Origin of the sequence: Pseudoselenomonas caprae, assembly GCF_008271345.1 — a bacterium.
Lineage (GTDB): Bacteria > Bacillota > Negativicutes > Selenomonadales > Selenomonadaceae > Selenomonas_A > Selenomonas_A caprae.
The window spans coordinates 44131-66348 of sequence record NZ_VTOZ01000015.1; the positions used below are offsets into that span (position 1 = coordinate 44131).

At 48.1% G+C, this 22218-nt stretch carries 20 protein-coding genes; 1 reads left to right on the top strand and 19 read right to left on the bottom strand.

The features are described 5' to 3' along the window. Positions 1–110: 110 nt before the first annotated feature. Positions 111–2165 carry a methyl-accepting chemotaxis protein gene (locus tag FZ041_RS08330; RefSeq protein ID WP_149189240.1) on the bottom strand — a complete coding sequence of 685 codons (2055 nt, stop codon included), beginning with the start codon at positions 2163–2165 and terminating at the stop codon, positions 111–113. A 137-nt stretch (positions 2166–2302) separates the two neighbouring features. After that, positions 2303–3121, bottom strand: coding sequence for a zinc ribbon domain-containing protein (locus FZ041_RS08335; protein ID WP_187626348.1), 819 nt, complete (start codon positions 3119–3121; stop codon positions 2303–2305). Between the two features lie 216 nt (positions 3122–3337). Here FZ041_RS08335 and FZ041_RS08340 point away from each other — a divergent pair, with 216 nt between their 5' ends. Next, on the top strand, positions 3338–3904 hold the full coding sequence (locus FZ041_RS08340) for a zinc-ribbon domain-containing protein (RefSeq protein ID WP_149189242.1): 567 nt from the start codon (positions 3338–3340) through the stop codon (positions 3902–3904). Positions 3905–4015: 111 nt separating this feature from the next. On the opposite strand, the gene FZ041_RS08345 is transcribed toward FZ041_RS08340, so the two are convergent. From FZ041_RS08345 to FZ041_RS08420, 17 genes are all read right to left on the bottom strand, one after another. Then, on the bottom strand, positions 4016–7054 hold the full coding sequence (locus FZ041_RS08345) for a type I restriction endonuclease subunit R, EcoR124 family (protein WP_255449313.1): 3039 nt from the start codon (positions 7052–7054) through the stop codon (positions 4016–4018). 438 nt (positions 7055–7492) lie between these two features. Next, positions 7493–8509, bottom strand: a complete 1017-nt coding sequence (locus FZ041_RS08350) for a PDDEXK nuclease domain-containing protein (RefSeq protein WP_149189244.1) — start codon at positions 8507–8509, stop codon at positions 7493–7495. A gap of 21 nt (positions 8510–8530) precedes the next feature. After that, positions 8531–9808, bottom strand: coding sequence for a restriction endonuclease subunit S (locus FZ041_RS08355; protein WP_149189245.1), 1278 nt, complete (start codon positions 9806–9808; stop codon positions 8531–8533). A 2-nt stretch (positions 9809–9810) separates the two neighbouring features. Next, a complete protein-coding gene (locus tag FZ041_RS08360) occupies positions 9811–10734 on the bottom strand; it encodes a type I restriction-modification system subunit M (RefSeq protein WP_255449314.1) in 924 nt (307 codons plus the stop codon). A 121-nt stretch (positions 10735–10855) separates the two neighbouring features. After that, a complete protein-coding gene (locus FZ041_RS08365; RefSeq protein ID WP_149189246.1) occupies positions 10856–11341 on the bottom strand; it encodes a flavodoxin family protein in 486 nt (161 codons plus the stop codon). Positions 11342–11365: 24 nt separating this feature from the next. After that, entirely contained in the window at positions 11366–11770 is a 405-nt protein-coding gene (locus FZ041_RS08370) for a hypothetical protein (protein WP_149189247.1), read from the bottom strand. Positions 11771–11942: 172 nt separating this feature from the next. Beyond that, positions 11943–13520: a recombinase family protein gene (locus tag FZ041_RS08375; protein ID WP_149189248.1), complete on the bottom strand. Its 1578-nt coding sequence runs from the start codon at positions 13518–13520 to the stop codon at positions 11943–11945. Further along, positions 13508–15274: a recombinase family protein gene (locus tag FZ041_RS08380; protein ID WP_149189249.1), complete on the bottom strand. Its 1767-nt coding sequence runs from the start codon at positions 15272–15274 to the stop codon at positions 13508–13510. The genes FZ041_RS08375 and FZ041_RS08380 overlap by 13 nt, the downstream gene beginning before the upstream one ends. Before the next feature lie 44 nt (positions 15275–15318). After that, positions 15319–15450: an SHOCT domain-containing protein gene (locus tag FZ041_RS14815; protein WP_255449315.1), complete on the bottom strand. Its 132-nt coding sequence runs from the start codon at positions 15448–15450 to the stop codon at positions 15319–15321. 34 nt (positions 15451–15484) lie between these two features. Then, complete coding sequence (locus FZ041_RS08385) at positions 15485–15859, bottom strand: helix-turn-helix domain-containing protein (RefSeq protein ID WP_149189250.1); 375 nt, start codon at positions 15857–15859, stop codon at positions 15485–15487. Further along, a complete protein-coding gene (locus FZ041_RS08390) occupies positions 15859–16611 on the bottom strand; it encodes a Rha family transcriptional regulator (RefSeq protein ID WP_149189251.1) in 753 nt (250 codons plus the stop codon). The genes FZ041_RS08385 and FZ041_RS08390 overlap by 1 nt, the downstream gene beginning before the upstream one ends. 188 nt (positions 16612–16799) lie before the next feature. Further along, positions 16800–17192, bottom strand: coding sequence for a phage holin family protein (locus FZ041_RS08395; RefSeq protein ID WP_149189252.1), 393 nt, complete (start codon positions 17190–17192; stop codon positions 16800–16802). A gap of 3 nt (positions 17193–17195) precedes the next feature. After that, on the bottom strand, positions 17196–18359 hold the full coding sequence (locus FZ041_RS08400) for a hypothetical protein (protein WP_149189253.1): 1164 nt from the start codon (positions 18357–18359) through the stop codon (positions 17196–17198). A gap of 4 nt (positions 18360–18363) precedes the next feature. Next, positions 18364–18582 (bottom strand): hypothetical protein, encoded by a 219-nt coding sequence (locus FZ041_RS08405; protein ID WP_149189254.1) that lies wholly within the window; start codon positions 18580–18582, stop codon positions 18364–18366. Continuing rightward, complete coding sequence (locus tag FZ041_RS08410; protein ID WP_149189255.1) at positions 18579–20882, bottom strand: hypothetical protein; 2304 nt, start codon at positions 20880–20882, stop codon at positions 18579–18581. Before FZ041_RS08410 ends, FZ041_RS08405 begins: the two co-directional genes overlap by 4 nt. Before the next feature lies 1 nt (position 20883). Next, a complete protein-coding gene (locus FZ041_RS08415; RefSeq protein WP_149189256.1) occupies positions 20884–21804 on the bottom strand; it encodes a hypothetical protein in 921 nt (306 codons plus the stop codon). Further along, the gene (locus FZ041_RS08420) at positions 21801–22217 is read right to left on the bottom strand and encodes a hypothetical protein (RefSeq protein ID WP_149189257.1); all 417 of its coding nucleotides are present in this window, start codon (positions 22215–22217) and stop codon (positions 21801–21803) included. The genes FZ041_RS08415 and FZ041_RS08420 overlap by 4 nt, the downstream gene beginning before the upstream one ends. Position 22218: the final 1 nt, after the last annotated feature.

Consider the following 22218-nt stretch of genomic DNA (forward strand, 5'->3'; position numbering starts at 1 on the left):
AACATATACCAGATTTCGAAAGCCAGCCGTTTTCCTCTTTTGACAAAAAAACAAAAAACAGCGCAGCTCCGAGGGGCTCCTCGGAACTGCACTGTTTTCGTTTTTAAGGATTATAATCTAAACTTCTCCATCTCGGCCTGCAAATCGCCAGCCAGCTGAGCCAGACTGCGGGCTGCATCGGAAATCTCGTGCATGGAAGCACTCTGCTCCTCGCCTGCCGCCGATACAGACTGGGCTTCATCGGAATTCTTGCCGCTGGTCGCCGCAATATTGTTGCTGGCCTGCAGCATCGTTTCGTTCTCTTCTGCCATCTGCTCAATGCCCTTGGCGATGGTCTGGATCTTATCCGTCAGCTGATCGATAACCGCAACGATTTCCTGGAACGCGCCATCGGCAGACTGTACGGTGCTGATGCCTTCCTGCACGCTCTGCGCCCCACTGGCACTGGCCTCAACCGCCGACTTCATATCCTGCATATTGGCCTGTACGAGCTGTGCAATCTGCTGCGAAGACTGATTGGAACTTTCCGCCAGTTTGCGGACCTCATCCGCCACTACGGCAAACCCGCGTCCGGCTTCGCCAGCCCGGGCTGCCTCGATAGCAGCATTGAGTGCCAGAAGATTCGTCTGCTCAGCAATACCGGTAATCATCTGCACGATGTCGGCAATCTGCTGGGAACTCTTGTCGAGTTTTTCGATGGACTGCTGAATGCTGTCCGTGCTGGCAGTGATATTATTCATCTGCCTTACTGCCTCCTGAATGGACTGGCGCCCATCGGTAATCTTCGCCTTGGCAGCCACTGCATTATCCAGTACCATCTTGGTATCACTGACCAGCTCTTTGGCATGTGCCGTGACATCTTCCGCCGTAGCCTGGATATTGCCAGCCTCTACCGCCTGCTCGCTGGCGCCTTCGGCGATATTGACGACGCTGTCTGCGACCATATGCGAAGCCTGTGCCGACTGGTCAGCACTTGCCGTAAGCTGTTCGCTGGCCGCAGCCACCTGCTGGGACATATCGGTTACATGGCGGATGACCTTGCGCAGGTTCTCGATCATATGGTTGAGCGAGCCGCCCAGAGCGCCCATTTCGTCATTGGCTGCGACATTGACATGACCAGTCAGGTTGCCATCGGCAATCTGCCCGGCCTCCTCCATCAAGTGTCCGATGGGGTTGCCTACCCGGCGGTTGAAAATACCGATGAGCACGACGCAGAGTATCAGCATGACGATAAGGGCCATGACGATGCTCGTGTATTTCGCCTGCGTAATCGGGCCCGTATAATCAGATTTCGGTGCGACAAGAACCAGATTCATATTGTCGATAGCAAGCGGCACCATCATCAGATAGCTGTCCTCGCCCAACGCATCGCTTTCTACCAGCGTCAGGTCCTGGATACCAGCAGCCTGCTTGCCCAGCGCTGCCACCGACGGATTGGACTCTTCACTCATCTTGACCTTCATGTTCTTGTCGTTATCCTTATGGCCAAGATAGTACCCGTCCTTGCTGAGCAGGAAAGCATAGCCATGTTCGCCTACTTTGATGCTCTGTACATAGTTTTCCAGCTCATCGATACCAACATCCATCGTGATGACACCGACGGCTTTTCCATTCTTGGTAAAGCCGCAGCTGCTGGTCAGCATATTCGTCCCGGAGGTATCATCATGATAGGGTCCATCCCAGAAAACCTTGCCAGGATTAGCCAGAGCCTCTTTGTACCAAGGATAAGAAAAATAATTATAGCTGGCCGTGCTGTACTCCATCGTCAGCTCGATCTGGCTGCCCTTGCGCATCTGGTAAGGACCGTAGAATTCCATTCCCTCCTGATAAGCGTTCGGCTCAAACCAATAGCCACTGCCGAGTACCAGCTTATCCGATTCGATAAAGCTCTTGGCGGTCGCGAGCAAAACCGTATTGTCATAGCTTGCCATATTGCTTACCGCACGGGAAAGGCCTTCGCCCTTCTGCTCGATCTGCAGCAAGCGCTGATCGAGCTTGGCAGCAATCCCCTGCCCCTGCTGTTCCAGCGTAGCTTTGACTTGCGCTTCCATACCTTTTTGGAATTGCGATACATTGATGAATGTCTGTATCGCCAGCAAAACACCTGTAATAACGACAATACATGTTATAAACAGTGTCTTTATACTGCCTTCTGGTTTCCTCATAATCTCCTCGTCCTCCCTTGTTCCATTGAACAATCACATCCTTTCCCTTACTGTATTCTACGGAGGACTTGATTTTCCTGCATAAATTTACTTTTACCGCCGAATATCACTTATCCCGCAGTGACCGGATTTATTCATCACTCGAGAACAAGCGTCGGGCGATAGTCGTAGTCAAACATCAGATAACTAGAATCCGCATAATTGATACAGCTGATTACGACCTGATATTTGCCAGCCTGTGGCAGATCCGTCAAAGGAATAACGTCACTAGCGCTCGTAGCTGCGCCCGGTGCCAGGACACGGTTCAGTTCCACAGCCTGAACCGTATCTCCCGTTACAGGGCTTTTCATAAACTCACCATTCGGGCCAACAGCTCTGACCAGCAGATCGAGGCTCTTCACCTGCTTGCCAGTATCATTTTGGTACAAGAAGCACAATTGCGGACGGCCGGATGCATCAAAAGAAATCTGTGCATCGGCTATCTTCAGCAATTGCTGACCAGTTTCTTTTAGACTTACTTTTAAATTTTTCTCCTTAATTGCTAACGTTCCTGCCGCTGCCGCCGGCTGCTGAGTCTGCTGGGGCTGTGCCTGTGACGGCTGGGTTTTATCCTGCTTCGTGCTGCTCCCGCCCGGTGCTGCCGGCTCGCTTACCTCCGTAGACGGCTTATCCTTTGCATCTGAGCCAGAGACGGCAAAGAAAACACCACCAACTGCCACTACCGCCGCCAAAGTCAAGCCTACAATCTTCAGCGTTGAAGCTCGTTGCGGCTGCTGTGTATAATAGTCCCCCTGCCTGTTCATCTGCGAAGCCGTATACCCCATCGGTGGCTCCGGCGGCTGGATAACCGTCTGCGGTTTCGCGGGCCCTGCGGATTCCTGTGTCAGACGTGCGCCACAAATTTTGCAGAATGTCGCATTATCCGGCAGCTGCGTGTTACAATTTTTACAAAACATAATCGTATCCTCCATCCATTTTTCATAAGAATTTTTCCGCTAGACACCATAGCACGTAAAAAATATAATTTCATTAAAATTTGCACGATTTAACGGATATCTAATCGAAGATTAACGCTTACCAAACAATCCCTGCGTAGTATGTATAAGGAATAATTGTATAAACTATCTATATTGGATAGCTTAGCAAAATATTATTTGAAGTGAGGAATTGTTATGTTTTGCATGAAATGTGGTAATCCATTGGAAAATGATTCAAAGTTCTGTTCAAGCTGCGGCACGCCTGTAAACAGTCCAGGACCAGCAGCCAATCCAAATACGACTGACCAAAAGGCACCAGAATTTTCCACTGCTGCAACTCCCCCTATGAACATGAACTACGCCGCCAGTGGCGCAGCGTCCGGTCCGGCAAACATGATTTTCCCCCCTACGCCTGAGGATTTAGCGCTTCTGCAAAAAGGCTGGAACCTCTGCCGGCTGGCCTTGTTTCTCCCCTTCCTCTACGGCATCGTGCAGAATTCCCTGCATCTGCCACCTATGCCGCCCTACATCTCGCTCTTCTCTTCCTCCCTGCTTTGCATTGATAAAAACTACTTGGAACGCGCAGGATTTCCGCTATCCAAATGGTATTATCTTGCGATATTCCTCTGCCCGCCAATTTATTTATATCGTCGGGAAAAATTGACCGGTCATCGTCATTTCTTCTCATATTTCTTTGGCGCCGCCTATCTTTTCGGAGTCCTGGTCTTCCTCCTCATCATTATCCTGGGCCGCTTCCATTGAATCTTTGACCGCAAGCGTTTAGCGGCAAAGGGGAACTCCAAGTGCGACGCGAAAAAAACTGCAAATAAAAAAATGAGGATAATCGCATCAGCGATTATCCTCATTTTGCATTTACTTTTCCCGCAACGGCCGGATTTTCTCTATGAGCTCAATCACAGCCTCTTTGGCGTTGCGGTTGTATTTTAGTTTGCTGACGCCCTCATGCTTTTGCTTATAGGCATCATAGTCGGTGACGAGCGAAACCTTGTCGCCTTTCCTGAACGTATCCAAGATAGCCAGTACGTCTTTTTTCCGGGCACACCATTCTTCCGTGAAATCGTTGATTTGGTTGGCGACGATTTCCTCAATGCGCATCTCGATCACCGTCCGCGCATCAAGGCCCTTGTACTTTATCGGGTCTTGCTTCATATCCTCCCAGAATCCGCCAATGACATCGGCCAATGCCGGATTCGTCTCACGAAGTTTAGTAATATGGTTGTCGATGGCTTCATCCTCAATAGGCGCAGCGATTAGGACATCCTCCTCGGGCATATAGCTCTGAATCAGTGAAAGGATATAGCGATAGTCGATGGTCACGCTGGTGATGTTCTCGAGCTCATAACCGATATCGATGGCAATCGGCTCGTCTTCATCTTCTTTTGACTTGCGCAGTTCTTCGATAACATTGCGGTATTTACCGCTATAATCGTTAAGCATTTCTTTATGGACGCCATACTCCGAAAGGTCATGATCTTCCCACTCCTGATAGACCTGCAGCTCCCCGCTCAGGCGGTCGACCTTCTGGAAGGCCTTGGCAAATTTCTGCATCGCACTGCGGTCTGTCAGCGCATCGACATTTTCAGGCGTCGGCGCCAGACTCTTAAGTTCGTTAAGCGCCTTCCGAAACTCCTTTTCCAGTTCCGCAAAAGCTGGCGCACTGACTTCATTGGTGCCGCCATGGCTGTAAAGCAACAGCGCACCATCCACCGCTTCCTTGTACTCCGCCGACCGCTGGAAGATGACAATCATACCATAGCGCTTGCTCTTATCATAGATGCGATTGGTACGGCTGAAGGCCTGAATGATATTCTGCGGTGCCATGGGCGGACGGTCGACAAACAAAATGGCACAGGGCGGTGCATCAAAACCAGTGAGCAGGCGGTCTACCACGATGACGAGGTCAAGCTGCTCCTTTCGCTGTTTATAACGGCCTTTCTTACGCGCCAGACGGTCATTGAGATTCGTATTATAGGCCATCAGGCTGTCCAGCCCGAACTTCGTCCCAAACATTGCATTATAATCGTTAAGGGATGCCTTCATCGCCTGCTGATTAGCGATAGAATCTTCCTCGTTCTCCGTGACGGTGTAGGTAATGGCAATCTTCGGGAAATCGACGCATTTCTCGCGCACCGAGGCCGCAATCTTCCCCTCCGCAATATACTGCTGGAACAAAGTATAATACTTCTGCGCAATCGCGATGGATGGCACGGTAAGGATGGCTTCATAGGCTTCGCCCTGCGGTGCCTGCAAACGGAATTTGCCCGCCGTCTTGTTGAGGATGTATTCGACCACACCACGGCGATGCTCGTCGTTATCGTAGGCGTCTTCCCCTTCATTTTTATAGAAAGCCTGCAAGACACTGCGCTCACGCACCACAGCATCCTGCCCTGCCAGCGCCGTGTAGCTGCCCGCCCCCAACTGCTCACCGATTGTCAGGATGGTATCCTCCGACAGGGAGTCCTTATAGTCGATTTGAAAGCCCAGCACCGCCTTGTTCTGCAAGGCTTCCTTAATGGTATAGTTATGCAGGCAGGGCCCATAGAGGGCCTCTGTGGTGCGCGCCAAATCGCCCTTGCGCTGGCGCTTGTTCTCGTCGAAAATTGGCGTTCCCGTAAAGCCATACCAAAGCGAATGGCAAAAGAACTTCTGCAGCTCCCGCTGGGTCTCCGGCGTGACCGTGCGATGGCATTCGTCGACGACAAAGGCGATGCACAATCCATGGAAGCGCTTCGCCGTCGGCGAATCCCTCTTGACCTCCGCATTGTACCGCTTCATGATGATCTGTAGCTTCTGGATAGTCGTGACAATCACCAGCCGGTCTTTGTTCTTGAGCTTCTGCAAAAGCTCGTGCACGTTATCGGTATCGTCTACATCAATGCTGTCATTTTCGGCATAGGCCTTGAACGCGAGCGACGTCTGCTGGTCAAGGTCTTTGCGGTCAATGAGGAAAATCGTCTTGTCGATGCCCGGGATAAGCGAGAGATTCTTGGCTACGGTATAGGAAGTCAGCGTCTTGCCCGAACCGGTCGTATGCCAGACAAAGCCCGACTCCTGTCTGGCCGACGCCCGCTTGACCGCCTCAATGGCATGGACCTGATAGGGCCGCAGCAGGATGAGCTTATGGCGCTCGGCATCAATGACACTGTAATGACCAATCATCTCATGAGCCGCAGGAATCCGCAGGACTTCCCGCGCAAACTCCAGATAATTCTCCACCGGCTCATTCTGCTGATTGACCCAAGCCGTCAGGAACTTCTCATTGAGATTCGAGCCCGTATCGGCCGCGATATAGCGCGTATTACTGCCATTGGACACCACAAACATCTGCACCATGCCAAAGAGCCCGCGGAACTTGCCCTCGAGACTGTACTTCTTGATTTGATGGAATGCATCCATAAAAGGATGCTCCTGATTCTTGAGCTCAATATGAATCATCGGCAGGCCGTTAATGAGCAGCGTCACATCAAAACGGCGCTCGCGGTCATCCGCATCCTGCTTATCGGAAACGAACTGGTTGATGACCTCATAGGACGAACGGCCGCCCGCAATCTCACGGTTGCTGACTGCCATAAGATGAATCGTCCCCTTGCTGGCATCCTCGCGCGTAAGCGGGATAACCGCCTCGCCATTCTCCCCCGCCAGCCACAGTGCCGCCTTATAAGGGCTCTTGGCCACATCGAGCATATACTCCCGAATCTGATGGAACTCGGTATCGGTAATAGGCTCCCCATCAAGGGCGGCTTGATTGTTCTGATTGAGCTTATCGCGGAAATTCGCCCAAAGCGACGCTTCATCCCGAATATCCTTGCGATACGTCCACTGCGACACATCCTGCGTCAACTGCCGTATCAAATCCCTTTCCATCACAGCCTCGCTCTGCGCCATGTTCATGCACCTCGATTATCACCTCATCATTGACGAGGATTTATTTTATTGCTATAATTTGTATATAGCAAAGGGTGCTTCACACAAGGGTATTAGCCCGTTTTGATAGTCACAAGAAAAATGACCGTCTAGTTTTGCAGGCTAGGGGCGGTCATTTTCTTGTATTCAAGTCTTTTCCAATCATATAGCCTAGGCTAAAGATGGCTATGGCAAAACCAATTACAGCCAGCAAAGACTCTATTGTCACCAGACATCCCTCCTTATACATATTTCCCGAAAGGGATTTCTATGTAATCGGAGGGTCACAGTCCCTCCGCAGAGGGCTAACCGCTTCCTGTGTGATAGCACCACGGATATTATAACATAAAGGGAGTTCCGATGTCACGATAACCGCGACATCAGAACTCCCTTTTCTTTTTCAAAAAGCACCTTGCTACCGAAAACTCAGTCTTCTTCCACTAGCGGAAGCTCCTGCAAATGCAACTCCTTTTTCAATTCTTCCTCAGTCGGCATATACGACAAATACTTGGAAGCGTATATCTGCGTGTTGCTGTCATCCCCTAAAGTATATTTAATTACCGCTTCATTTTTCTCTGCACACAAAACAATACCGATAGGGTCATTATCTCCGTCAATTTTCATATTGCGCTTATAGTAATTGACATACATCTGCATTTGCCCCATATCCTGATGTTTTACCTTACCTAACTTCAAGTCAATAAGAACAAAACACTTTAATATATAATTATAGAACACCAAATCGATATAGAAATGGTCACCATCCAGGTCTATATGCTTCTGGCGGGCAACAAATGAAAACCCACGTCCCAACTCAAGGAGGAATTCTTTTAAGTGTTCGATGATTCCCTGTTCTATATCCTTTTCATGAAAGTTTGGCGTAGATTTCAAATTGAGAAATTCCAATACATACGGGTCACGAATAAAATCTGTATATGCCACATCGGATTCTTCTTTTGAAGCCACTTGTGGCAGATTTTGGTCTTCTTTTTGTATCGACAATGTTCGCTGATATGCAAGGGTTGAAATTTGTCTTTCCAACTCCCTTACGCTCCAACGTGAGGCGGCACATTCCTTCTCATAGTATGTCCTTGCCTCAATATTATTCACTCTCATCAGCAGTCTATAATGCGACCAGCTCAAATGCGAACACAGTGTGTTCGCATTTGGAAAAGCCAGATAAAACTGCCGCATCATCTGCAAATTTCTAATAGAGTAGGCCTTCCCAAATTCAGCCGTTAATTTCTCCGAAACCTGTTGCAATACACCTTTGCCATACTCTGCCTGCTTGCCATCACAGGCCTTATCCAACTGCTGACCAACTTCCCAATATATCTGCACCATGCCAGCATTTACAGTCTGCTGTACCTTATGCTGCACATGAATTATGCTTCGTCTGATTTCGCCGTAAATATCCTGCGATACCTTCTCGATTTCATTCATACCGATTAACCCCCAACGCCTTTATTTCTTAGGAAACATATTTTGCAACATATATTTCTTGATTTCTTTAAGGGTATCATGCTTACGCTGATGAAGGGCGATAAGGTTGTCGAGGTTAGAAAACGTATCTGCTATTTTAGTTTGCTCTTCTATATTGCTAGGCATAAAAAATGATACTTTTTCAAGCGACTTTTGACTTACCCCTTTGGCCGTTCCTCCACTTGCTAAAGCATTCAAATCATCTACAACATTTGGAGAACGAAGAATCACTGCCAAAAAATTTTCAGTTATAATATCGTCTTTTACTTCAAATGCAATCGTTCTTTGACTAAGAATATATTTCCTCTCATCTGGTACTTGAGCTACATTCCCCATCGGCGCTTCGGTGGTAAATAAGACTTGTCCCTTATGTAATTCTTTTCCAGTCATCCACTTGTCATATAAATCTTGATTGCCATAATGAACATCTTGTGCAAAGTCTATGAACCCATCTTTTACATTCAAAGCGGATAAAGCCAAATATCCATCTTCACTCCATTCCATACCTAATTTTTTAGGAGTTCTTCCTCTAAAATCGATTATACTATCAAGACAATCAAACAACTTTCGCGGTTCCCAATCGCCAGTAAATCCAGCAAAGCGAATCTCTGGAACTTTTTCTCCTTTTTTCGGAAATATTTTTTGAAGCATATACTTCTTTACTTTTTGCAGTTCATCACACTTTCGCTGATACGATGTGATAAGATTTTCAAGCTTCTTGAAAAAGCCTCCTATCCTCGCTTGTTCCTTATAATTTGGTATCTTAATATCATACTTTTTATAATCAACTGTTGTAAAACTAGCCTGATTAACTGCTGGTTTAGTTATAGCTTTTATGAACGATTTATATTCCGCTAAATTGGTTTCCATCAAGAAAAAATATGGATGTAATTCTTCATTGGTTCTTAACCTTAAAATGTTTGTGGTGTATATTGTATCTCGCAAAGGCTCATCTTCTACAATAGCAGCTGTCCCCATTTTTGCTTCTGAATTGATAAAATTAATCAGTATATCATCCTTGTGAATCAAATAGTTACTAGTATTCGCCCCTTGTGGGTCATCCTTATACCAATATTTTACCTCACTCTTCATATCAAGTTTATTATCATCTACATTATTTGCTCTAACAACAGGTATACCTATATCATCCAATTGTAATTCTCGTGAAAGACCACTTTTTAAGTCGTCAATAACATCCCCTAGCTTCCGCTGTTCCCAATCATCCGTAAATCCCTTAAATCTAACTTTAGGTGTGCTCATTTTCACACCCCCTGTATGATTTTGCCCAGTTCTGCCAATGCCGCTTTTGCTTCTGCATTATCACTGGTCAAATCATTCAGCATGGCCATCAGTTCATTATTAGCCGCATTGATTTCGGCATCAATTCCCTGCAAATTGGCGCAGACGGCTTTGAGGTCAACTTCCGGCTCGGGTTCGCTGGTATCCACATAGCGGGGGATATTGAGGTTGTAATCATTTTCCTTGATTTCTTCAAAGGTAGCCAGATGGGCAAACTTGTCCACATCCTTGCGCTCATTATAAGCCGCCATAATTTTGTCAATGTGCTCCGCATCCATAAAGTTCTGCGCCTTTTCCTTGCGGAACTCCTTTGACGCGTCAATAAAGAGCACATCGCGGCTCTGATGATTCTTTTTCAGCACGATAATGCAGGTCGGTATGCCCGTGCTGAAGAAAATCCCCGCAGGCAGGCCGATAACGGCGTAAATATTGCCATCTTCCAGCAGATGCTTGCGGATTGTCCCCTCCGCTGCCCCGCGGAACAATACACCATGAGGCAGGATAATGCCCATGGTGCCGTTTTCCTTCAGATGATAAAAGCCATGAAGCAGGAAGGCAAAATCCGCCTTGGACTTCGGCGCGAGCTTCTCATACCGCTGGAACCGCGGGTCAGTCAAAAAGCCTGCCGCCGCACTCCAATGCTGGCTATAGGGAGGATTCATCACGGTAGCATCATAGTTTGTCGGCTCCTCCGTCGGCCAGTCAGCCCCCAGGGTATCGCCATTACGGAAATGCTGATATTGGAACGGCACATTATGCAGAATCATATTCATGCGCGCCAAGTTGTAGGTCGTATGAGAGATTTCCTGCCCGTAGAACTGGATGCCATTGCGGCAATCCTCATGGATATAGCTGCGGGCATGCAGCAGCAAAGAACCAGACCCCATGCACGGATCCAACCTTTGTATAAAATTGATACAATCACATACCCCTAAATGTGGGGGTTGCAAGCCGTTTGACTGTACCCAAACGCCCTTGATATTGCTTGCTTCAGCCTGTTCGAACGCCTCATCGTATCTTAAGCAACTGCTCGCCCATCCGCTGCCCATAGGTTACAAACAACTCCTTAAAGCTTTCAATGTCCTGACTCATGCCTACCGGTCCAAGATGAATTACGGGCTTTCCACAGGCAGAGCCGCCAGAGTATGTCATCATGCCCATGACCATCATAAAGACCAACATTTCCTGGATGGCATTTTCCGCACCACCATGGATATACTGCTCCGTAGCATAAGCACCACCAAGTTTCCCCGCCAACTTCAGCTTGCCAGCATTGCTCTCCAGCCAGCTCTTCATTTTCGCCGTAACAGAAGCCATGTAGGTTGGAGAGCCCAATATCACCATATTGGCTTGATGGATATAATCAAAATCGGCCTCATCGATACTGAAGCACTTCACCTCAATATCAGCCACCGAATTCAGCCCTTCTGCAATAAAGCCTGCGGCCTTCTCTGTTGTATGTGTTCTCGAATCGTAAACTATTGCTGTCTTCACTTACAATGTCTCCTTTATACCGCACTACCAAAATACAGATGTAATATCCGTCCATTCTCCCTGAGATTGTTTATACAGTCTTTGGTTGGTGGATTTCTGTGTCAGAGTTCCCTTCTTCGCTTGATAACTACCGATTTTAACATAGTCAAAATTTTCCATCCATGACTCAATTTCTGTATCTCTGCCACAATAGAGTGCTGCCTTCATCCCTCTTTCATGAATCTTTTTCGCATACCCACATAGTTCAGCCTTTTCCTCATCTGTACAGGAACCTTCACCCATGAACGTAATACAAGTAGCAAATCTTTCATATAAAGAAACAATATTCGCAATATATCTGGTAAGCTCCTCACCAAAATCAGGGCATTGCAGTTCTGGATAATGACAATCAGGGCAATGATTCAAGCATCCTGATATGTAGATATTCAACGAACGCTCACCTGGAATCTCATATGGGCTTAACTCTACTTCCGTATATCGTAGCATGACCACACCTGTAGGAATGACCCTCTCAAAATCTTACTCTTTTATAATTTTACCATCAATCATATGCTCCTGCAAATATTCAAAAAGGGCACGAGCCCTTTGCCCGTGCCACTTCTTACCGTATTCGAATTTCTGTCCCATCCTTGAATGTTACGCCTATGTCCTCCTTGCTGTAAACGATCATGAAGTCCACCAGCGTCCCCCACAGACCTTCGTCAAATGCCGTCACCACCGTATCCTGCGCTTTAACTGCCTTAGCAAAAGCATCCAGCCGCTCGGCCTTGGCTCTCCTTTTCTTGATGCCTTGTTCTGCCGCATCGTATTTTGCTTTGACGGCATCGTAACGGCTGACCAGTTCATCGTAGCGTTTCTGGTAGTCCGTCTGATCTTGGGCAATGCGGGCATTTTCATTGATGCAGCTCTGCACCATGTCCGATAGCACCTGCAACTCCCTCATCAGCCGCTGGCTTTCGGCTTCAAGGTCAGCCGTAACACATATCTGCTCCTTTACTAGCCGGATATTTTCTAGCATGTCATTCCTACCCTTCAGCAATTTGTTCACCGCCTTGATGAAGGCTGTCTTTATTTCTTCTTCCACTAGATGGGGCGTGGAGCATTTCTTTTCTCCATCAAACTTATGATTGCACTGGTATATCACCCGCCGATACTTATCGTTGCTGTGCCAGACCTTGGAACCATACCAATGTCCACACTCGCCGCACTTGATTCTGTTGGAAAAAATGGTCACGCCGCTATACCGCTTGCCAGCCTTACGCCGCTCAATCTCCGCCTGCACCAAGTCGAAGGTGGCTGGGGGAATGATAGCTTCATGGTTGCCCGTCACATAGTACTGCGGAATCTCCCCTTCATTCTTCTTGTGTTTCTTGGTGAGGAAGTCCACGGTGAACTGCTTTTGGAGCAAGGCATCACCCTTCATCTTCTCGTTGGTAAGGATACTCTTCACCGCTCCTGCATTCCAGTTATCTTTGCCAGCCGGGGATTTTATGCCCCTCGCCATCAGTTCCCTGCAGATTGCCTTATAGGACAGCCCAGTAAGAAACAACTTGTAGATAAGCTTCACTGTCTTGGCTTGCTCCGGGTTGATGACCAGATTCCCATCCTCGCCCCTGTCGTAGCCAAGAAACCGCTTAAAGGGCACGCTGACCTTGCCATCAGCGAACCGCTTCCGATGCCCCCATGTGGTATTCTCCGATATGCTCCGGGCTTCTTCTTGGCTTATTGACGAGAGCACGGTTATTAGCAGTTCGCCGGCAGAATCCAATGTCCAGATACCCTCTTTTTCGAAGTACACCTCAACCCCAGCGGCCTTCAGTTTTCTTATAGTAGTCAGACAGTCAACGGTGTTTCTCGCAAAACGACTAACGGATTTCGTAATAATAAGTTGGATTTTCCCATCAAGGGCATCCTTTATCATACGGGTGAAGCCCTCACGCTTTTTGGTGGATGTGCCCGTCACTCCCTCATCCGTGTACATCCCGGCAAACTCCCAATCTTCCCGCTCCTTGATGTACTTGGTGTAGTAGTCCACCTGAGCGGTGTAACTGGATACCTGGTCTTCATGGTCGGTGCTGACACGGGCGTAGCCCGCCACCTTCCGCTTGACCTTGCTGTCAATAGGTGCCGCCGTGAATTTACTGATGGTTGCTGGTATGGTCGTTACTATTTTTGCCATCGGTAGATCTCCTCCTTCCGCATAGTTTTCATGATTTCACTCATATGTTGCCGCCGTCCATCAGTCCATTGTGCCTTCATGAGCATTCGCATATGTTCCTTATACTCCGCAGAATGCTTGGGACGAGGACGCACCAGCTTCTGCCATCCATGAGAAATTTCCCTGCCATCGGCAAAGTGGAAAACCATCTCGCTATTGGACACTACTGTTATATGGTCAATGTCTGCCGCCATCCTGTCCTCGTTGAATTCGGTACAGCCGGAAATCTCCATATAAATGGACTTTAGAATTTCCTCATCAATGGTATCGGCATCACAGCCATTCTTCCTTCCACGGCATCGCCACTTTATTGCCTGAGTTCCATCTTTATATGGATGCGCCGTTTGTCTGGCGAAGGTCTCCCCACATTTGCCACAACGAACCTTACCGCTCAGACAATGTCCATTGGGTGGATTATATTTCATTTCCTTCGACTTTGCCCTCCGGCGTTCTTCTGTCCAAGATTCCTTTTTGAGATTCGATATCCAATGTTTCAGTACTACTCTGCCATCGTAAAAATGAAATTCCAATTCATGATGCCCTGCCACGATAATCTTCTCAATGCTTTGCAGGAACCCATCCTCGTCAAACTCTGCCAGCCCTATTGCTTCAGCACAGACCCTTTCCAAAATACGCTGTGGCAAAAAACTGCTGCTACATTTTGTCTTACCATCTTTCTTGGAAGAGCATATCCAATATTCCTGCCGATAGCCGTTAGGGCTGTATTTCATAGTGTGAACATAATGCCGATGGCACAAGCCGCACTCCAGCTTGCTGGTAAAACAGGTGGTAGGTATGGACTTATTGGCTATGGCACCAAGTTTCTGCCGCCGTGCCATCTCCTGCTGGACATAATCAAAGATTTCTTTGGCGATGATGGCTTCATGGGTATTCTCCACCAAATATTGTGGAAGTTCTCCGCGATTCTTCTTTCTTTTGTGGGTGATGGGACTTTCGATGTATTCCTTCTGTAATAATATGTTACCCGTGTAGTTTATATTCGATAATACTGTCCTGATGTTGGAATCCACCCAGCGGCATCCTGCTCTGGTGGTAATCCCCTCGGCAGCAAACTCCCGTTCCGTTTCCAACCGTGATTTACCGTCAAGGAAATTCTGAAAGATGCGCTTCACAATGGCGGCTTCTTCTGGCACCACGACCAGCTGGTCGCCTTCCCAACGGTAGCCGTAGATTCTAAAGCGTCCGTTTGGAATACCTTGCTCGAAACGTTTTCTTGTCCCCCATTTCGTGTTGTTTGAAATATTGATGCTCTCCTCTTGGGCAAAACTGGCCAAAATGGACAACATGATTTCGCCAGACGAACTCGTGGAGCTGATATTTTCCTTCTCGAACCGAACCTCCACGCCGATGGTCTTAAGTCTCCGTACCGTTGACAGCAGGTCAACTGTGTTTCTTGCGAAACGGCTTATTGATTTGGTCAGGATAAGATTTACCTTACCAGCCTCGCAGTCAGCAATCAGTCGCTGAAACTCCGTCCTGTTCTTGATGCTAGTACCAGATATGAAGCTGTCGGCATATACTCCTGCGTATTCCCACTCAGGATTTTTCTGTATAAGCTGGCTGTAATAGCTAACCTGTGCCGACAAAGAATGGCTCAGCCGGTCGGTTTCCACTGAAACACGTGCATAAGCTGCTACCTTCTTTTTCCGCTTAATCTGCGGAACCTTCGGCTCTATCCGCTCTATTTTCTTCATAACCGTGCCCTCCTTTCCATACTATATATCACTCTGCCGTCAGCTTAAGTCAACGCAATGTCAAAGAATAATGTGCCGAGCAGCGGATGATATTTTTCGCGCATCAGCTGCTCGGCCTTGGCATAATCTGCCTGCGTGATAATGCCTTGTTCCAGCCAGGTTCTAAACATCTGCATTGCTGTCTGGTACTTGGTCTCCTGAATTAGCAAATCATGAGACATTAGCTTCACCAAACCTTTCTGCAATGTAGCAGGCATGGGAACAGTACTTCCTGCCAGCCCTGCCGTGGAAGGGTTTACCACAATGTGCACAAACCGCATTGGCCTTCATCACTTCTGTGTGATGATTCCACCATTTAATGCGGCAGGCATCAGAGCAGAACTTCTTTTTCGTATTCCCCAAAGGTTGCTCGATGGCTTTATGGCACTGAAGACAGACGTGCTGGCTGTTCCCTGACTTCAAATTTTTTCTGATGCAGTATGACTTGACGGTGTTCTCCGATAAAGACAGAGCTGCTGCTATCTTCTTATACCCCAGCCCAGACTGTCTCAGAGCCTTGATGTTTTCTTGCTGTTTTTCTGTCATTACTTGACCTCCGCATTTGCCACCAGTTCCAATAAAGCGTCTTCATTCCACAGGATACGATAGTCGCTGTGTCCGTTGCGTTTGAACGGCAGTTCTTCGCCATAAGCCTTGCCAATCTCGGTCAGCCGCCAAACCTTGCCTTCGCGTTTCTGCCAGCCACGCTCAGCCAACAGCTTATTTACCGCCTGGGCTTTAAGACCAATATGCGCTCCCAGCTGAGTCGGATTGAAGCTGGCAATTTTATGCTCTGCTGCTGGCAGGAGTCCACGGAGCGGCTCCATACTGATGCCGTGCAAACGTTCCGCATATTCAAGAGCTTGCAACGTTGCCATGCCATCCTTAATGCCGGTCACGAGTTTTAGGATGGCTTCCTTGGCCTTGACAGCATCCTCCAGTGCATCTCCAGCAGGCGTGGTTGATGCCTTAAGCCCCTGCATATTGCGCTCGGTCAAAGCTTTCTCCATGGCATTGAATGCCTGTATATATTTGATTTTCCACTCGAGCGCCTTACTGCCCGTAAATCCCATCACAAGCAGACTGAAACCATCACGGTTCATAACGAAATAACGGAACTGCTGTCCACGATATTCACGGCTGTCCTCATAGAACATATTTTTAGTAAGGGAATTTTCCCTCACTAAAACATCCACGCTCTTCAATACATCTCCGTGTGCCTTACCGAAGTTCTTAGCAACTTCACGGCTATCTACCACTACTTGTCCCTCGATTACCTTCACCAAATCCTGCGGCATGATGTCTACCTCCATATAGGAATGAATTTATTATCTGCGGCATTGAACCGCTCTCGATGTGAAGGGCAATTCCTGCAAAGCAAGTATCCCTTCACCTCATATCCGTGGTAAAACATCAAAATTTCCGGCTATAGAAAAAAAATAAGCCCAGCAGGATTTCTCCCACTAGGCAATAACCTATCCGATATTCACTTGTTCTTGAGCTGCTTCATGACCTCCGTCAGCTTATCCGGCACTGGCAGTCCAATCCGGGCTGCATTCTCGATGATGGAAATCCCCTCATTGGCACAGTAGAAGAATATAACCGCCGTCCGCAGGACACAGCCACCGCCGACCATATGGACATCCAGTACGTTGGCCACGCCCACCAAGGCCATGATGCAGACCTTCTGACAGATGCCCTTGAAGCCCACGCTGCTGGAGAGCCGTTTCTCCACTATGGCGCAGAGCACTCCGGTGATGTAGTCCGTCACGATGAATGCCACCAATGCGTAGAGTAAGCTGTCAAAGGATCCAAGATACTCCCCCAAAGCCGCTCCGGCTCCTGCTGCCCAACATCTGATATCTAAAAAAGCATCCATAAATCATTCCCCCTTCATCCACTTAATTCGATTCTTCATGGTATGCAAACGGCTGTTACGCACATCGCCTGATAACAGCTTCTGCTTGCCCCCCTTCAAGAGATAAAGCTCCTCACCTGATGTCATCAACCACACCCCATTTTTTACTCGACCCAGCCTTATCGGCTTATTCATAAAAAAATGCGACTCACAAATCAGAGTCTTTTGCGGTGAATACAGCTTACCTAAAAACTTATCCTGCCAATAAGATTGTGCGTCTATATTCTCCGGCACCGCCTTAGTACCTTCGATGTAATATCCGTCCGGGAGTGGCAATGTAAAAATGCCTGCATAAATCCGGTATCTGGAACGCTCGATATGGATTTCATTGTCCTCATCAACCTCCCTTATCGTCATTGCCCACAACGGCTGAATGCTCTTGGGGGTCACCATCACCCACAGGTAAGAATCAAAGTCAATAAAGAATCCCCAGTCAGCTTCTCCTTCTCCCCGGTAATTTATAGCATCAATATGAAATCCTTTCGCATAACAGTCCAATAGATAGCAATAGGAATCTTCTGATTCATACCAGCCGTTGACTAAAGTACACGAGTTCAAATATACCTTGTTTATTACATCGTCTACACCTGAAAGAGGCGTTTCAATGACGGTTGCCTCCTCGTAAGCGTAATCATAGCAAAAGTTGCTGTAACCACTCAGGTCTATGGAATATTCCATCTGCCCATTTATGGCAACGCCAGGCTGACCGAGCTGGTCTTCGAAGCTCTCGCCATCGCCAATGTCATGATACCTATATTCACCCCCTTGTAATGCATATTGATTACCTTGCTCATCCAAATGCAAATCCAGAATCTTGCCATCGGCAAATGTAAATGAACTCCCACGGCTCGCCATCAGCGTATGTTGCTGTCCTTTCGCATACTTTGTTATCTTTCCCTTATGATAAACCGCTCTTGTGCCGTCCCACATTAGAAGCGGTACATAGGACTCACTAGGGCTGATAATAGGAGCAGCCCCCCCAGCCTCAAAACTGTTACCATAGATACATCTGCCGTCTGTCCAGACAACATCACCGGGATGAAATGATTTGTTGCCTATTGCTGTCAGCCACCTACCATTGGCGCAAATGCGGCTGCCGTTCACCGCTGTTACTATTGCCCGCTGCATTTCATCACGCTCCTACGATAACAGCGCGACCAGTTTTCGTCAGCTGCACCCAAACGGCACTCCCCGTTTCCGTATGACATTCCACTGCCGCCGTAAAGGGATAGGCTCGGTTACCGATGCACACTTTATCTCCTTGGATAATGCCCCTCTGCGCCTGCCCCATGCCTTTATGGGAATTGGCCACTCTTCTGACTGCTCTTGCCAGACCATCTACCCCGTTCATCCGTACCACCTCACCAGTCTAATGCTCTGTCGCAGACTTCTGGTTGTGAGCTTCACCTGATTGCTCACCAGAAAATACTCCTTATCGTCCAGCCTGATGCGTTCCGTAAAATCCAGAATATGCCGTATCGTTGCATGCCCTTTTATTACCGGGCTTACGATATCCAGACTGACTTCTTCCTGCCGCTTACGGTTCAGCCACTCAATCTCATGGGTAAGCTCCCGTAGGAAATCATCTCCTGTCACGGGAAATTCCGTATCGAAAAGCGCCTGTCCCTTGAATTTGTCATCTTCGTCATCATCAAAATCATAGTCGCTCCCCAGACTCCGGTTCCACTCGTTGATGGTAAACTGACTGGATTTGCCTCCGGGCTTGCCCTGCGAGATGGAACTTCCCTGAAACTCTCCATCTTCATATACCATTGTGGAATACCAGCCGTAGCCAATGGGGGCATGGTAAGTTATCCTCGTGGAGAAATTCTCGTTGAACCAGTCCGTCCAATCGTTGCGGTCATGGGACGTTTCACCCTCTTTTTGTGTTGCGTCCGTGGTTTTCTCCGTTTCTTTGAAAAGGTAAATGTCATTAGCCGTCTTGGCATATGTATATGTGGTCTGCACCGTAGAGCCGTCCGGGTTATGCGTTCGCTTTTCCGTAAGGTACTGATCATCATAGGAATATTCCGTAAAGCTGCCATTTGTTTCTTCCTCCATAAGTAGTCCGTTAAGATAGTGACGGGTAATCCCCTCAATGCCGATAGTGCCAGTGAAGGGCTGTGGCTCATAATCCTTATCGCTCTTTGCCTTGTCCCAGCCCTCCGTGGTGGCACTATCCCAAACCGAGCGGATAAGTTTTCGGCTTATAGTTGGCATGGTATGGGGCCAGTCGGTGATGTCCGTCACCTGCCCCTCATGGCCACGCTGAATAATATGCAGCGTTCTGCCACGGATAAAGACATTGATTTGTCGCTGAGGTAGACGGCTGGTCCAGGAAAAGAGCGATGAGATAAAATCCTGATAGGTCATGCCCGACAAACTGTAATCCTGCGATGGCGTGAAATCTTCGATACGCAGGTCGAGCTGCAACCCTAAGACATCGGCGATTTGGCGGGTATAGTAGGAACAGTCAGCCTCCACTACCTCAATATTGATGGGCATATAAAGCAGGCGGTCCAAGGGGTACATCCCTTTTACCGTCTGCAAGATGCCCTGCTGACTGGTTTCCTCCACCTGAAAATCGCAGTCGAAGTCCAATAATTTGCCTTGCACAGCCGCTTCAATATCTAACGGACTGGCCGTCACCATTTGAAAGGTATCGGCAAGCGTCCGTTCGTTGAGAGCGAGCGTTACCGACTGGATACCGGAAATATTCTGTTGCGGAATATCGTCTATACCATCGCCACCAGTACCCTTATTGGCATCTATGGCAAAATGGTACGGCAAGATTGAAACTGTATCTCCATGGGCAACTTCCCATTTGGACAAATCGCGCTCGGTCATGGCTTCTGCTTTGGATATGAAAGCAACCTGCCTTGCTGTATCTGCGGTTGCTGCCTGTAGCGGCGAATTTACGGTGCGCTCAGTCGTGGCAATGGCAGTTTCAGTCTTGACCAGCAACCTTGGAATATTCAGCACAGCTGATTCGTTTTTTGAAACACACCGCTCCATATCTGCGGATGTAGCCTGCAATGCCTGCAAATTTCGCTCTGCATCTGCTGCAAGAGAATTATTCCGCGACAAGTTGCGGATACCATCAGCTACAACAATCTCATCAGCATAGGTTTCACGGAGCGTACCGATGCTAACCCCCTGCAAAGTAGAAATGACTTGCCGTGCTGTATCTGCTAAGGCAATATCACTACAGGTTATGTTGCGCTTGGTTTTGATGGTCAGTATTCCGTCTACTGCCACGTTTCGTTGGGCATCTGCTGTTACAGAATTTTCAACTGTCAATTCGCAACAAGTTGGCACAGATGCTGTTTCCGAGCACACCACATTCCGCTCAAGCCCAATTACTGTCTGGCATTCTTCTCCCAGTAGACGCAAGGTATCTGCCAACACCGCCACCTGTCGTTCAACAGGTTCCAGTATGGAAATACACGCTATGCCATCGGAGAATATCGCCTGTCCTGGAAATTTTGTCGTTATGCAGAAAGCGGCCTTGCCCAAATGAGCAGCTCTGCCATGTTCCAACAGCGAAAGGCAAACATACTGCGGCTTGATGACAACCTGCCCTTTAATCCTTATTGTGGCGGCAAATTGCATCTGGCCGATACAGGCTTCATTTTGTACTTCATCTGCCATATCATGCTCCCGTCTTTATGCCGAACTGACTAGTCTGCAAATCAGCCAGTGACATATCTATGGCCGTTCCCAACACTGCTTTGCCGTTCTTTTCCGAGGAAAGGCTGACGCTCCCCAGTTCATTTTCTCCCTGTTGGTCTCGGCGAAAGCCTGTAATCTTCGTCACCGCATCCCCGGTGGAATATCCGGGAACGCAGGCAAAGCCCATGCCCGTTATCTGAAAATCATCACCCAAACGCTCGATAACATCGCTGGTATCCAATGTGTAAATCACGATCTTGTCCGGCTCGGAGGTTATATAGTTGCCGTCATCATCAACAGGCAGGTCTGTTTCTGTGGTTTTAATCGCCAGTGGTACAACCCGCTCCTTGATGTCAATAGGCTGGTCGGAAATAATGATATTGGACAGCAGCAAATCCGAAACCTCGCTTCTAAGTTTCACATAGCCGTGCAGGCCAATGTCCCAGTTTAAATTGTCATAGATGACTGTACCGTTCAGCGTCAAGGTCATTTTAGCTGCACCGGTGGTATCTGTAGTAATATGAATCAGGATATCGTTCATCTTCCCGTATCTTATGCAACTAACTTTTGACAACGTATTGGGCGAACCGTCACCGTACCAGTATATATCCCAATCTTTTCCATAACCTCTGCGCCCTCCAAAGCCGGTGCCTCCAGAGCCATCTTTGTTGGCAGAACTGATTTCAAAATATCCCCTGTCACCGCCTTGGTCGCTAATCCAAAAGGACGCCTTGATGTATAAATGTTTGCCTGGTGCCTCCGGCAGTTCCACATCAGCCTTGTTCTGCTTGTTCCAAAACGATACACCACCATAGCGATTGTACTCATAGCTGTTGACGGTTGTGCCGGCGTTAGTATTCAACCACTCGGCAAAACCGGGATTCATATACTTGAAACTCACACAACCACGACCTTTCCCACAGCTTCAATGCTGACGCTGGTATCCTTCTGCGGCGGTTCATCCTCCGAACTCATGGCCTTGGCCCAGAAGATAACGTTGCCATCCGCTACATCCGTAAGGGCGATTTTATCTTGCCAAATTGCACCATCTAAAGCCGCTTTACTATCGGCAAAATCACCATCTTTTGCCAATTTCCACTTGGCTGAACTCGTGCCCTTCAGACTGACCGTCACCCCACCATCAATCTTGTAACCCTCATCACATCTGACAGCGCATTTCACCGCCGCCGATTCTGCCTTGCTGGCATCTAAGGTGACGGAAATGGGAGTAAGTCCCGTACCGCTTGAAGCCTCCGTGCCGTCTGTCTTTCCTGCCGTGGGATTGTTTGTATAGATATGCAACTGATTTGCCATT

What these genes read in the sequence shown, in the direction of transcription:
- FZ041_RS08330 (WP_149189240.1), bottom strand. Translation starts at nt 2,165, where the DNA reads ATGAGGAAACCAGAAGGCAGTATAAAGACACTGTTTATAACATGTATT.
- FZ041_RS08335 (WP_187626348.1), bottom strand. Translation starts at nt 3,121, where the DNA reads ATGTTTTGTAAAAATTGTAACACGCAGCTGCCGGATAATGCGACATTC.
- FZ041_RS08340 (WP_149189242.1), top strand. Translation starts at nt 3,338, where the DNA reads ATGTTTTGCATGAAATGTGGTAATCCATTGGAAAATGATTCAAAGTTC.
- FZ041_RS08345 (WP_255449313.1), bottom strand. Translation starts at nt 7,054, where the DNA reads ATGAACATGGCGCAGAGCGAGGCTGTGATGGAAAGGGATTTGATACGG.
- FZ041_RS08350 (WP_149189244.1), bottom strand. Translation starts at nt 8,509, where the DNA reads ATGAATGAAATCGAGAAGGTATCGCAGGATATTTACGGCGAAATCAGA.
- FZ041_RS08355 (WP_149189245.1), bottom strand. Translation starts at nt 9,808, where the DNA reads ATGAGCACACCTAAAGTTAGATTTAAGGGATTTACGGATGATTGGGAA.
- FZ041_RS08360 (WP_255449314.1), bottom strand. Translation starts at nt 10,734, where the DNA reads ATGGGGTCTGGTTCTTTGCTGCTGCATGCCCGCAGCTATATCCATGAG.
- FZ041_RS08375 (WP_149189248.1), bottom strand. Translation starts at nt 13,520, where the DNA reads ATGGCAAAAATAGTAACGACCATACCAGCAACCATCAGTAAATTCACG.
- FZ041_RS08380 (WP_149189249.1), bottom strand. Translation starts at nt 15,274, where the DNA reads ATGAAGAAAATAGAGCGGATAGAGCCGAAGGTTCCGCAGATTAAGCGG.
- FZ041_RS14815 (WP_255449315.1), bottom strand. Translation starts at nt 15,450, where the DNA reads ATGCAGATGTTTAGAACCTGGCTGGAACAAGGCATTATCACGCAGGCA.
- FZ041_RS08385 (WP_149189250.1), bottom strand. Translation starts at nt 15,859, where the DNA reads ATGACAGAAAAACAGCAAGAAAACATCAAGGCTCTGAGACAGTCTGGG.
- FZ041_RS08390 (WP_149189251.1), bottom strand. Translation starts at nt 16,611, where the DNA reads ATGCCGCAGGATTTGGTGAAGGTAATCGAGGGACAAGTAGTGGTAGAT.
- FZ041_RS08395 (WP_149189252.1), bottom strand. Translation starts at nt 17,192, where the DNA reads ATGGATGCTTTTTTAGATATCAGATGTTGGGCAGCAGGAGCCGGAGCG.
- FZ041_RS08400 (WP_149189253.1), bottom strand. Translation starts at nt 18,359, where the DNA reads ATGCAGCGGGCAATAGTAACAGCGGTGAACGGCAGCCGCATTTGCGCC.
- FZ041_RS08405 (WP_149189254.1), bottom strand. Translation starts at nt 18,582, where the DNA reads ATGAACGGGGTAGATGGTCTGGCAAGAGCAGTCAGAAGAGTGGCCAAT.
- FZ041_RS08410 (WP_149189255.1), bottom strand. Translation starts at nt 20,882, where the DNA reads ATGGCAGATGAAGTACAAAATGAAGCCTGTATCGGCCAGATGCAATTT.
- FZ041_RS08420 (WP_149189257.1), bottom strand. Translation starts at nt 22,217, where the DNA reads ATGGCAAATCAGTTGCATATCTATACAAACAATCCCACGGCAGGAAAG.